An 11,825-nucleotide genomic window follows, 5' to 3' on the forward strand; every position below is an offset into this window, starting at 1 on the left:
CTCGGTGAGACACCCTGCCCTCCCCCGGCCCAGTTTCAGGTAAACGATGCCCCGCATCGTTTAGGTCATGCCGGGGGCATGACCGACCTGAAACTCGCCTGCGGGAGGGGAGATATGGTGTCGATCACTTCGGCCAGGAAACCGAATCGCCTTCGGATATCCCCAGCTCCGCCGATCGTCCGCCGACCAGCTCCAGCACCGCCGCCACCGGCTCGCCCGAGGGGATCGGGGTCTGGCTGAACGGGGTCGTGTTCTCGGCGATGCGCGCGATGGTGCCGTCGGCGCGCAGGAACAGGATATCGAGCGAGGTCGGCGTGTTCTTCATCCAGAAATTCGCCTCGCGCGGGCCGCCACCCTCGGGCGGATAGGGCGCGAACAACATGCCGCCATCGGGCTTCAGGTCGGTACGGTACATCAGGCCCTGTTCCTGTTCGGCGGCGGTGCGCGCGCGCTCGACCTGGAATTTATGCTGGCCCTGCGCGGTGGTGATTGTCACCGCCACCGTCTCGGCGGCCTTTTGCCCCGTCTGCTCGGTCGCGGAGGTGCCCGCCGAACAGGCCGAAAGCGCCAGCCCCAGCGGCGCCAGCGCCAGCGCCACTGCGACCGTCACACCCTTATATGTCATCCCAAGTCCCGTTCCGTCACGATCACCGCCAGCGGCCCCTTGGGACCGTCGACGATACGCGCGGCCAGGGGCTGGCCCGGCTCCACCTCGAGGATGCCGCCGCGCCTGAGCGTCTCCATATGCACGAAGATATCCATGCCGTCGCGATCCCGCAGCAGAAAACCATAGCCTTTCAACCGGTTGAACCACTTGACCGATACTGGCTCAGGTGTCCCCGCTCCTTCGACCAGGGCGACCGGATCGATGCGATCGGGGGAGCGCGGGCGCCGGGGCTGTTCGGGCACCGCATGGGTCAGGTCGATCGCCACCACGTCGCGCGCCTGATAGCCGCGCCCGCCGCGCACCGCGGTCAGCTCGACCCGCGCGCCCTCGGGCAGGCTGCGTCGGCCATGCGGCTGGAGCACGGTGAAGTGCACCAGCACATCGCCATATGCCGGATCGTCCGCGACCACGAAGCCAAAGCCCCGTGTCACGTCGAACCATTTCACGACCCCCGCCAGACCAACGGCCGTATCCGCCGTTTCGCTGTCGATGCCGCCCCCCTGATTTGGCGTTTCATCCAGCATCATCGCACCCTTGTACGCTTTGCTAGCATCATTGTTCGCACTCGCAATGCAAGGCCGTTCATTTTTCCTGGTCCGCAGTGGGACGTCGGAACGGGAAAACCCGTCAAATCAGGGCTTGAGTATCCCCGCACGCGATTGAGCCTGTTCAGAAATCGTCATCGTCCGGCACCTCGCCGGACGCGGCCGCGACGATTCGGCGGGACAGCTCCACCGAGTGGCCGGCACGCATCATCGCCGCGAATTGCTTGTCGCGCGTCGCCCGGTCCGCTTCGCCGGTTGCGTACGGGCCGATTCGCTTGCGCCGGGCAAAGGCGAGGGCGGCGTCGCGCGCCGCCTCCGCCACCTGGGGACCGATCGCCTCGTGATCCTCCGTGCCCACACGCGCGGCGTGCAGGGCCTGCGCCACTCGGCGTGCGCCCAGGCCACGCCTGGCGAGCGACGCGGCCTTCGCCTCGGCATAGGCGCGGTCGTCGATATAGCCGAGCGAGACCATGCGCGCCGCCAACCCCTGGGCGTCGGGCGCCCCCTCCCCGGCCCAGCCCCTTTCGCGCAGCTTGCGGGTCAGGTAATCGACCAGCTTGCCCTCGGTGGTCGCGAAGCGTTCGACGTAACGCAGCGCGAGTCTCTCGAGCAATTTGGGGTCAAGCGGCTTGGGCGGGCGTCGATCGGCGGGCACGCCTTGTTTGTGCCACACTGACACCGGATTTAGAACGCGGGAAGCCGCTATCCGCGGCACAAAAGTTTCATCCGCGCCCGATTGACGATCCGCGGGCGCGCAAAAGCATAAGGGACGAAGGCAAGGCCATGACGATCGAGCACCATCAGGACGACGCGCGCGCCATCATCGCGACGCCGACCGAAGATGCGCTGCCGCGCCGCTTCGCCGACTTCGACACGCTGGGCGAGGCATTGGACTATGCCGCGTCGGGCTCGCGTGGGCTGAACTTCCACGACGCGCGCGGCACCCTGTCGCGGCCCTATCCCTTTTCCGAACTGCGCGAGGACGCACTGACCTGCGCCCGCCGCCTGATCGCCAGCGGCGTGCAGCCCGAGGATCGCATCGCGTTGGTCGCCGAGACCGGGCCGGAATTCGCCGCGCTTTTCTTCGGCGTGGTATATGCGGGCGCCTGGCCGGTGCCGCTGCCGCTGCCGACCTCGTTCGGTGGGCGAGACAGCTATATCGAGCAGCTGCGCGTCCAGCTCGCCAGCTGCGACCCCAAGATGCTGATCTTCCCGCCCGAACTGGCCCAGATGGCTGGCGCCGCCGCCGAGGCCGCGGGCTGCGAGGGGATCGACTGGGACAGCTTCGCCACGCGCGCAGCCCCCGAGACCGAACTGCCCAAGGCCGATCCGGAAGCGATCGCCTATCTGCAATATTCCAGCGGCTCGACCCGTTTCCCGCATGGCGTGGCGATCACCCATCATGCGCTGCTCAACAATCTGGCGGCGCACAGCCATGGCATGAAGATTCAGGAGAGCGATCGCTGCGTCTCGTGGCTGCCCTGGTATCACGACATGGGTCTGGTCGGCTGCTTCCTGTCGCCGGTCGCCAACCAGGTGTCGACGGATTATCTGAAGACCGAGGATTTCGCGCGGCGTCCGCTGGCGTGGCTGGACATGATCAGCCGCAATCCGGGCACCTCGGTCAGCTATTCGCCGACTTTCGGCTATGACATTTGCGCGCGCCGCATCTCGTCGCAGACCAAGGCGTCGGACCGCTTCGACCTGTCGCGCTGGCGGATCGCGGGCAATGGCGCGGACATGATCCGTCCCGACGTCATGCAGAGCTTCGTCGACGCCTTTGCCGATGCGGGCTTCCCGGCGACCGCTTTCCTGCCGTCCTATGGCTTGGCCGAGGCGACGCTGGCGGTGTCGATCATGCCGCCGGGCGAGGGCATTCGCGTCGAACTGGTCGAGGAAACCCAGCTGTCGGGCGGCGCGCAAGGCACCGACCGGCCACAGCGTTTCCGCGCCATCGTCAATTGCGGCAAGCCTGCGCGCGACATGACCATCGAAATCCGCGAGGAGGACGGCACGCCGCTTCCCGACGGCGCGATCGGCAAGGTCTGGTGCAAGGGCCCGTCGGTCATGGTCGGCTATTTCCGCGACCAGGCCGCGACCGATGCCTGCCTGGTCGATGGTTGGCTCGACACCGGCGACATGGGGTATATGTCCAAGGGCTATATCTACATCGTTGGCCGCGCCAAGGACATGATCATCGTCAACGGCCGCAACCACTGGCCGCAGGATATCGAATGGGCGGTCGAGCAGCTGCCGGGCTTCAAAGCGGGTGACATCGCCGCCTTCGCCATAACTACGCCGGGCGGTGAGGAAACCCCCGCCGTGCTGGTCCAGTGCCGCAGCTCGGACGACGAGGAGCGCCTGCGCCTGCGCGACGAAATCCGCGAGCGCGTGCGCGCGGTGACGGGCATGAACTGCGTGATCGAACTGATCCCGCCGCGCACCCTACCCCGCACCAGCTCGGGCAAGCTGAGCCGCGCCAAGGCCCGCAACCTGTATCTGGCGGGCGAGATCAAGCCGTACGACGTCGCGGCCTGATCTATTTGGAACTTGAGATTGGAGGAAAGGGCTCGGTGAAAGACCGGGCCCTTTTCCACACGTTCGTTCAGTCTGAGCGAAATCGAAGGTGATGCTCCGCCATCATTCCAATACGCCACCCCGGCGCAGGCCGGGGTCCAGTTTCCACCAAGCCCGTGGCGCCCTCGCCAGCTTATCCAAACTGGACCCCGGCCTGCGCCGGGGTGGCGACTTTTGTTGGAGCGGCTCGGTAACTGTGGCCTTTAACCTTGCTTTGGCGGAACGGAGGTTGGGAAAGCCCCCTCAATCCTTCAACGGATCATGCCCCCAGTTCATCAACGAATAGCGCCACGGCGAATGCTCGACATCCTTGTCCGGCCCGCCCTGCTTCAGATGCCGGTGCACATAACCGACGACCTTCTTCATATGCGCAAAGTCATCGTCGGTCAGGTCGGCCTTCTTCTTGCGCTTGATCTCGACGATCCGGCGGCCCGACTCATGACCGACGCTCTCGCCTGAACCGCCCTTTTTCTGGCCGACATCCTGCGACTCGTCGGTATCCAGAAACTTCTCCAGCTCGGCCGGGGCCATGTTCACGGCCTCCTTGAAATCGGCGTAAACCTGTTCGTGATCGTCGGCCATGCGCGGCTCCTTTCGGGGCGGTCAACGCTGCGCGCAGGCTTCGGGGTTCAGATCAGCATCGCATAATAACTTTGCGGCGGCAGCGGCAGGGTCGCCCGTGCAATCCCGCCGAGGATCAGCACGACTGCCACTACCACGCCCGTCGCCAGCACGATCCGCCGGTCACCCCGCCACGGCTTGGCGAGGATCAGCCCCAGCGCGCACGCGACGATCGGCCACAAATGATAGCGGACATCCGACGCCACGCTGATGACCAGGAAGCTCGCCTCCAGCCCCAGCGCCGAGCCGAACAGCGCCCCCGCAAAGCCATGGCCGCGCGTCACCGCCAGCCCTCCGGCTGCCAACACGAGCCAGACGATCGGCCACATGATCGGTACATCGACCCAAAGCCCCGCCATCTTCTGCCAGGCCAGCGCGGTCCGGCCCGGCTGCCCCAGATGATAATCATTGGGTTCGCTCCCCTGCGGCGGCGCGGCGTTGATCAAGCGCGCAGGCACCCAGAACCGCCAGGTCGAATTGACATGCGCCAGCCGCTGCTCGGCATAGGCCAGCGGATGGTGCAGGATCGAGGGCGCGAGCTTGACATAAATCTGTCCCGGCGGTGTCTTCTCGAACCGCTGGAGCCGGGTACCGCAGCGTGAGGGTTCGCCCAGCGGGTCCCAGAAAAAGGGCTTCACACACTGCTTGGCGCGGATGTCCGCCACCTCGGCGGGGGACAAGCCCAGCCGGGGATCATAAGGCACTCGCACCGCAATTCCCGCCAGATCATATAGCGCCTGGGTTCGCGCCACGCCGCTGTCCGCCGCTCCCAGCAGACGGTGATTGATGAAGGGCGCCGCCGCCAGTGTCGCGAGCGTGAGCGCCACGGTGATCGCAATCCGGCGCGGCCAACGCTCCGTGACCAGCAGCGCGACAAGCGGTGCGATGGCGAAGATCGCATTGGCGCGGACCAGCGCGGCATAGGCCAGCAACAGTCCTGCCGCAGCCCAGGCTCCGCGCGGCACCGCCTGCCCCCGAAGCCGCCACCAGCCGATGATCCCGACCGCCCCCAGCGTGGCGGCCGTCATCTGCGCATCCTTCAGGATCGCGACCTGCCAGCCGAGCCAGGGCGGCACCAGTCCGACCGCCAGCACCATCAAAGCACCGCGCGGTCGCCGGTCGACGATCGCCGCCGCCAGCGCCCCCAGCCCCAGCCACCATCCGGCCAGTTGCAGCACCAGCATCGGCTCCGCACCGTGCGGGCCGAAGATCGACCAGAGCCGCGCCATGATCGGCGGGTGCCAGTCGTCATATTGCCCGGTCAGCGCCTGCGCATATTGGCCGACACTGTCATACTGGACGAAGCCCGGCGTGAAGACGATGATGCTGAGCCCGAACAGGATCAGGGTCGCGACGATAATACGCAGGCGGTGGCTATAAACGCGGGTCATGACGAATGCGACCGATGCGGCCAAAACCGGATGTTCCGCAAGCGGAATGCGGCATGCCGACCCCGGCCGGGCGTAATTCGAACGGCCATGGATCGACCAACGGACAAAAAGGGGCGGCGTTGCCTCGACGATATCAGGGCGATAGCAGGGCCCTCGCAAAAGCGCGGCGATACGTCCGTGCGAAATGGCCGCCGCGCCGGAGAGTGCCGATGGAACCCCAGACCGCCCTTCTCATCATCGATATGCAGATGACGATGCAGCACCGGATCGAGGCCGGACGACCGCACGTCAACGCCAGCGCACCCGCTGCCATCGCCTCGCTGGCCACCGCTTTCCGCGATGCGGGCCGCCCGGTGATCCATGTCCGCCATGCCGAAGCCGATCCCGCCTCGCCGATGCACCCCGAATCCCCCGGCCATGCGCCCATGGCCTGTGCACACGACCGGCCGGGCGAGGCGGTGTTCGTAAAGACCAGCTCCTCGGCTTTTGCCAGCACCGGGCTGGAGACTCATTTGCGCGAAAGAGGCATCACCCATTTGGTCGTCGTCGGCGCGGTCGCGGGGTTCTGCGTCAATTCGACGGTACGCGCGGCCAGCGACCTGGGCTTTGCGGTGACCGTGGTGACCGACGCGGTCATCGGTTTCGACCTGCCCTCAGCCGGGCTCGACGCACAGGTGATATTCGACGTGACCATGGGTCTGCTGGCGGCGGATTTTGCAATCCTCCACGACAGCGGGTCGATCATCGAATTGCTCTGAGGAACGCCCAGGACATAACGCCAACAAAAAAAGGGGCCCGCCGCAGCGAGCCCCTTTCCTGTAATCCGATCGGCAAAAATCAGATGTGGATCGCGCGCCCATAAGCGGCGAGCACCGACTCGTGCATCGATTCCGAAATGGTCGGGTGCGCGAACACCGTTTCCATCAGCTCGGCCTCGGTCGTCTCCAGCTGGCGCGCGACGACATAGCCCTGGATCATCTCGGTCACTTCCGCGCCGACCATGTGCGCGCCGAGCAGCTCGCCGGTCTTGGCGTCGAACACGGTCTTCACAAAGCCTTCCGCCTCGCCCAGCGCAATCGCCTTGCCATTGCCGATGAACGGGAACTTGCCGACCTTCACCTGATACCCGGCCTCCTTGGCCTTCGCCTCGGTCAAGCCGACGCTGGCGACCTGCGGGCGCGAATAGGTGCAGCCGGGGATATTGCCCTTGTCCATCGCGTGCGGATGGACGTCCTTGTTGCCCAGCGCCTGCGCAATGGCTTCGGCGGCGATCACGCCCTCATGGCTCGCCTTGTGCGCCAGCCAGGGTGCGCCGGTCACGTCGCCGATCGCCCAGATGCCGTCGACATTGGTGCGGCAGAAGCCGTCGGTCTTGATATGACCGCGATCGGTGGTGACGCCCAGCTTCTCCAGACCGATATTCTCGGTGTTGGGGACGATGCCGATGGCGACGATCGCGTGGCTGAACTCGGCGGTCTCGACCTTGCCGTCGGGGCCCTTCATCGCGGCCTTCACGCCCGACGCAGTGGCTTCCAGCTTCTCAAGGCCGGTCTTGGTCTTGATGGTCATGCCGAACTTGGTCAGCTGCTTGGTCATGAACTCGCTGACTTCGGCGTCCTCGACCGGCATGATCCGGTCGAGCATCTCGACGATGGTCACTTCCGCGCCCATGTCGTTGTAGAAGCTGGCGAACTCAACGCCGATCGCGCCCGAACCGATGACCAGCAGCTTGGTCGGCATGGCGGGCGGGACCATCGCGTGGCGATAGGTCCAGATGCGTTCGCCATCGGCCTTGGCGAAGGGCAGGTCGCGCGCGCGTGCGCCGGTGGCGACGATGATGTGCTTGGCGGTCAGCTCGGTGGTCTTGTCGCCCTGGACGACCGACAGCTTGCCCTTACCCGTGATCGTGCCGACGCCCTCGACAACCGTCACCTTGTTCTTCTTCATCAGGCCCTTGACGCCCGCATTCAACTGGCCCGCCACCTTGCGGCTGCGATCGACCACCTTGTCCAGGCTGAACGAGGGCTTCTCGACCGACAGGCCGTACTGCGCGGCATGGGTCATGTAATGATAGACCTCGGCCGAGCGCAGCAGCGCCTTGGTCGGGATACAGCCCCAGTTGAGGCAGATGCCGCCCAGCCGCTCGCGCTCGACGATCGCGACCTTCAGGCCAAGCTGGCTCGCGCGGATCGCCGCGACATAGCCGCCGGGACCCGAGCCGAGGACGATAAGGTCGTACGTGTCAGCCACTTTGCTCTTCCTTCTGAACGCGCGCCTTGGCGGTGCGTGGGGTTCGCCCCCGAGAAAATTTCAGTTGTCGTCTGCCGGGGCCATCGGCGGAACGGTACGGGGCTTGCGGTCCTTGTCGGTCGCGACGAACACGAAGCGGGCCTGGGTCACCTTGGTCGCATCCTCAACGTGACGGGCGCGACGCCAGGCCTCTACCTCGATGGTCATCGACGTGTTGCCGACCCGGACCAGGGTGGCATAGACCGACACTTCGTCACCGACGAGAACGGGGGCATGGAACTTCATCCCCTCCGCCGCGATCGTGACCGCGCGGCCGCCCGAATGGCGCGACGCCACCGAGCCCGCCGCCAAGTCCATCTGGCCCATCAGCCAGCCGCCGAAGATGTCGCCATACGGATTGGCGTCCGACGGCATGGCGGTGACGCGGATCGTCGGGTCCAGATCGGGCAGCATGGTCATTGTTCGCTATGCCTCCGCGCCATGCGATCGGCGATGCGGGCGCGGTGGAGCGGGCCGATGCCCATCGCCACCGTCGCGACCGCCGCCGCCGCTCCGCACCACCAGATTTCGGTACGGGCGAGCGGATAGGCCCAGGCGGCGGCCCAGGTCATGACAAGCGCCGCCATCAGCCCCAGGCCGATATAGAACAGCTCCGTCCGAACCCGCATGCCCCCGCCCCCGGCTTATCAGGCCAGCATCGCCAGCGGACGCTCGACCAGTTCCTTGAACACCTTCATCAGTTCGGCGCCGTCGGCCCCGTCGATGGCGCGGTGGTCGAAGCTGCCCGTCGCCGACATGACGGTTGCCACGCCCAGCTGGTCGTCGACGATGTACGGACGCTTCTCGCCCGCGCCGATCGCCAGGATCATGCCCTGCGGCGGGTTGATGACCGCCTCGAACTGCTTGATGCCGAACATGCCCATGTTCGAGATCGAGGCCGTGCCGCCCTGGAATTCATGCGGCTGCAGCTTGTTGTCGCGGGCGCGTGTGGCGAGGTCCTTCATCGTGGTCGAGATGGACGACAGCGACCGCGTATCGGCCTCCGACACGATCGGGGTGATCAGGCCCGCCGGGGTCGACACCGCGACCGAGATGTCGGCGCGCTTGAAGCTGATCAACTGGTCCGGCGTGAACATGACGTTGCACTTCGGCACCGCCATCAGCGAGACGCCCAGCGCCTTGATGAGCATGTCGTTGACCGACAGCTTCACACCGCGCGATTCGAGACCGGCGTTCAGCTCGCCGCGCAGCTTGAGCAGCGCGTCGAGGCGGATATCCACCGTCAGATAGATGTGCGGAACCTGCTGCTTCGATTCGGTCAGGCGACGCGCAATCGTCTTGCGCATGTTCGACAGCTTCGACGCTTCGTGCGGGATATCCGGCACCTGCGCGGGCTTGGGCGCGGCGGCCGGAGCCGACGCGGTTTCCGTCGAAGTCGAGGCGGCAGGTGCGGCGGCCTTGGCCTGGCCCGGCTGCGCGTTCTCGACATCGGCCTTCACGATGCGGCCATTCGGACCCGAGCCGGTCACGGCCGACAGGTCGAGCCCCTTTTGCGAAGCGATGCGGCGGGCCAGCGGGCTGGCGATCGCGCGGCCGCCGTTGCTGGCCGGCTTGCCCGAATCGGCGGGCTTGCCGTGATCCTCGGCCTGTTCGACCGTACGCTCGGCAGGCTTGGCTTCGCTGCCGGTCTTGTTGGGGTCGGTGGGGTCGGTCGGCATGGGGCTGGCCGGAGCCGGGGTTTCCGACTTGCTCGGCGCCTGGACCGCAGAGGCATCCTCGCCCTCTTCGGCCAGGATCGCGATGACGGTGCCGACCTTCACATTGTCGGAACCCTCGGAGACGAGGATCTTGGCGATCACGCCCTCATCCACCGCCTCGAATTCCATGGTGGCCTTGTCGGTTTCAATCTCGGCCATGATGTCGCCGGACTTCACCGTATCCCCTTCCTTCACCAGCCATTTGGCCAGCGTGCCTTCCTCCATGGTCGGCGACAGCGCGGGCATCTTGATCTCGATCGACATGGAGGTCCTCTCGGGGCAAACCAATTCCGTAGCGGCCCGTCTCTTGCGCCCGAATTGCGCCCGGTCAAGTCATGGCCTTGCACGAAATAGTATGTAACGGCATCGGTATGTCACAAAATGGGGGCCGCCATGCGTATCTATCTGGTCGTGATCGATGATAGTCCGGAATCACGCATCGCCTTGCGCTTTGCCGCCCGGCGCGCGGTGAAGACCGGCGGCGGCATCGAAATCCTGACGGTGCTGCCTCCGCAGGAGTTCATCGCGTTCGGCGGCGTGCAAGCTACGATCGAAGACGAGGCGCGCCAGCAGGCCGAGGCGCTGCTGGCGAGTGCAGCAGGCACCATCCTGGACGAATCGGGCCTGCGCCCTTCGATCACGGTGCGTGAGGGTGAGGCGCCCAAGGTGATCCGCGAGATCATCGCGGCCAATCCGGATGTCGCGGCGCTGGTGCTGGGCGCGGCGGCGAGCGGCGCGCCGGGCAAGCTGGTCAGCCACTTCTCGGGCACCGACGCGGGCGCGCTGCCGGTGCCGGTGATGATCGTGCCGGGATCGCTGACGCCCGAGGCGATCGATCGGTTGAGCTGAAAAGAGATTCCGCCCCTGCAAGGGGAGGTGGCAGTCCGCAGGACTGACGGAGGGGTGTCCACGCTAATGGTGACACCCCTCCACCACCGCTTCGCGGCGGTCCCCCTCCCCTTGCAGGGGAGGAATTTGGGACTTTACTCCGCCGCCTTGGCCATGTCCTCGAACCCCGCCGCCGCCAGGAAGCGTTCGGCATCGAGCGCCGCCATGCAGCCGGTGCCCGCCGCCGTCACCGCCTGACGATACACCTTGTCCGCCACGTCGCCGCACGCGAACACGCCGGGCACGCTGGTCCGGGTCGAACCCGTCTCGACCGCAATATAACCGTCCGAATCCAGCTCCAGATGGCCGCGGAACAGCTCGGTCGCCGGGTGATGCCCAATCGCGACGAAGCCGCCCTCGACGTCCAGGCGGCTATGCTCGCCAGTCACCGTGTCGAGCAGGTCGAGCGCGACCAGGCCCGCATTGCCGCCGCCATCGACGAACTCGCGGACCTCTTTGTTCCACAGCACCTTGACGTTCGGGTGCGCGAACAGCCGCTCCTGCAGGATACGCTCGGCGCGCAGCGAATCGCGGCGGTGGATCAGCGTCACGTCGTCCGAATGGTTGGTCAGATAGAGCGCTTCCTCGACGGCGGTGTTGCCGCCGCCGATGACCGCGACCTTCTTGCCGCGATAGAAGAAACCGTCGCAGGTCGCGCAGGCCGACACGCCCTTGCCCTTCATCGCCTCTTCGCTGTCCAGGCCCAGCCACTTGGCCTGTGCGCCGGTCGCGATGACCAGCACCTCGCCCTCATAGACGTCGCCGCCGTCGCCGATCAGGCGGAACGGACGGTTGGTCAGGTCGACCTGCGTGATCGTGTCCCACATCATCCGCGCACCGACATGTTCCGCCTGCTTCTGCATCTGCTCCATCAGCCAGGGGCCCTGGATGACGTCGGCGAAGCCCGGATAATTCTCGACATCGGTGGTGGTGGTCAGCTGGCCGCCCGGCTGGATGCCCTGCACCACGATCGGCTGCATCCCCGCACGCGCGCCATAAATGGCGGCCGACAGCCCGGCAGGGCCCGAGCCGAGGATGAGCATGCGGGTAGTGTGGGTGGTCATGTCCGAGTCCTGTGAAACGATTTTCCGCCTAGATAGTCACGCGGACGACAAAAATGAACCGCTTC

Annotated in this window: 13 protein-coding genes; 3 read left to right on the plus strand and 10 right to left on the minus strand. The window is 66.1% G+C overall.

The window, feature by feature from the left end; all coding sequences use genetic code 11:
- Window positions 1–124 precede the first annotated feature (124 nt).
- From SB4_RS11440 to SB4_RS11450, 3 genes are all read right to left on the minus strand, one after another.
- The gene (locus SB4_RS11440) at window positions 125–625 is read right to left on the minus strand and encodes a DUF192 domain-containing protein (protein ID WP_058752668.1); all 501 of its coding nucleotides are present in this window, start codon (window positions 623–625) and stop codon (window positions 125–127) included.
- Entirely contained in the window at window positions 622–1,191 is a 570-nt protein-coding gene (locus SB4_RS11445; RefSeq protein WP_058735009.1) for a cold-shock protein, read from the minus strand. The genes SB4_RS11440 and SB4_RS11445 overlap by 4 nt, the downstream gene beginning before the upstream one ends.
- A 145-nt stretch (window positions 1,192–1,336) precedes the next feature.
- Complete coding sequence (locus SB4_RS11450) at window positions 1,337–1,867, minus strand: regulatory protein RecX (RefSeq protein ID WP_241488597.1); 531 nt, start codon at window positions 1,865–1,867, stop codon at window positions 1,337–1,339.
- A 128-nt stretch (window positions 1,868–1,995) separates the two neighbouring features.
- Between SB4_RS11450 and SB4_RS11455 the strand changes: the two genes are divergently transcribed.
- Window positions 1,996–3,750, plus strand: coding sequence for a fatty acyl-AMP ligase (locus SB4_RS11455; RefSeq protein ID WP_058752670.1), 1,755 nt, complete (start codon window positions 1,996–1,998; stop codon window positions 3,748–3,750).
- Between the two features lie 282 nt (window positions 3,751–4,032).
- Here SB4_RS11455 and SB4_RS11460 read toward each other — a convergent pair whose 3' ends face one another.
- Both SB4_RS11460 and SB4_RS11465 read right to left on the minus strand, forming a co-directional pair.
- Window positions 4,033–4,371, minus strand: coding sequence for a DUF3140 domain-containing protein (locus SB4_RS11460; protein ID WP_058752671.1), 339 nt, complete (start codon window positions 4,369–4,371; stop codon window positions 4,033–4,035).
- Window positions 4,372–4,418: 47 nt separating this feature from the next.
- Window positions 4,419–5,801 carry a hypothetical protein gene (locus SB4_RS11465; RefSeq protein ID WP_058752685.1) on the minus strand — a complete coding sequence of 461 codons (1,383 nt, stop codon included), beginning with the start codon at window positions 5,799–5,801 and terminating at the stop codon, window positions 4,419–4,421.
- A 209-nt stretch (window positions 5,802–6,010) separates the two neighbouring features.
- Between SB4_RS11465 and SB4_RS11470 the strand changes: the two genes are divergently transcribed.
- Complete coding sequence (locus SB4_RS11470; RefSeq protein WP_058732316.1) at window positions 6,011–6,559, plus strand: isochorismatase family protein; 549 nt, start codon at window positions 6,011–6,013, stop codon at window positions 6,557–6,559.
- A gap of 79 nt (window positions 6,560–6,638) precedes the next feature.
- On the opposite strand, the gene lpdA is transcribed toward SB4_RS11470, so the two are convergent.
- From lpdA to SB4_RS11490, 4 genes are read right to left on the minus strand one after another with little or no spacing between them, the layout of a single operon-like run.
- Entirely contained in the window at window positions 6,639–8,051 is a 1,413-nt protein-coding gene (gene lpdA, locus SB4_RS11475) for a dihydrolipoyl dehydrogenase (protein ID WP_058752672.1), read from the minus strand.
- 60 nt (window positions 8,052–8,111) lie between these two features.
- Window positions 8,112–8,510, minus strand: coding sequence for an acyl-CoA thioesterase (locus SB4_RS11480; RefSeq protein WP_058732314.1), 399 nt, complete (start codon window positions 8,508–8,510; stop codon window positions 8,112–8,114).
- Window positions 8,507–8,719 (minus strand): hypothetical protein, encoded by a 213-nt coding sequence (locus tag SB4_RS11485; RefSeq protein ID WP_058718048.1) that lies wholly within the window; start codon window positions 8,717–8,719, stop codon window positions 8,507–8,509. The genes SB4_RS11480 and SB4_RS11485 overlap by 4 nt, the downstream gene beginning before the upstream one ends.
- An 18-nt stretch (window positions 8,720–8,737) precedes the next feature.
- Window positions 8,738–10,072, minus strand: coding sequence for a pyruvate dehydrogenase complex dihydrolipoamide acetyltransferase (locus SB4_RS11490; protein ID WP_058752673.1), 1,335 nt, complete (start codon window positions 10,070–10,072; stop codon window positions 8,738–8,740).
- 129 nt (window positions 10,073–10,201) lie between these two features.
- Between SB4_RS11490 and SB4_RS11495 the strand changes: the two genes are divergently transcribed.
- Window positions 10,202–10,657 carry a universal stress protein gene (locus SB4_RS11495; protein WP_058718056.1) on the plus strand — a complete coding sequence of 152 codons (456 nt, stop codon included), beginning with the start codon at window positions 10,202–10,204 and terminating at the stop codon, window positions 10,655–10,657.
- A gap of 134 nt (window positions 10,658–10,791) precedes the next feature.
- Here the strand turns inward: SB4_RS11495 and trxB are convergent, their stop codons facing one another.
- Window positions 10,792–11,760: a thioredoxin-disulfide reductase gene (gene trxB, locus SB4_RS11500; protein ID WP_058752674.1), complete on the minus strand. Its 969-nt coding sequence runs from the start codon at window positions 11,758–11,760 to the stop codon at window positions 10,792–10,794.
- Window positions 11,761–11,825: the final 65 nt, after the last annotated feature.

Origin of the sequence: Sphingomonas sanguinis (assembly GCF_001476905.1) — a bacterium.
Lineage (GTDB): Bacteria > Pseudomonadota > Alphaproteobacteria > Sphingomonadales > Sphingomonadaceae > Sphingomonas > Sphingomonas sanguinis_B.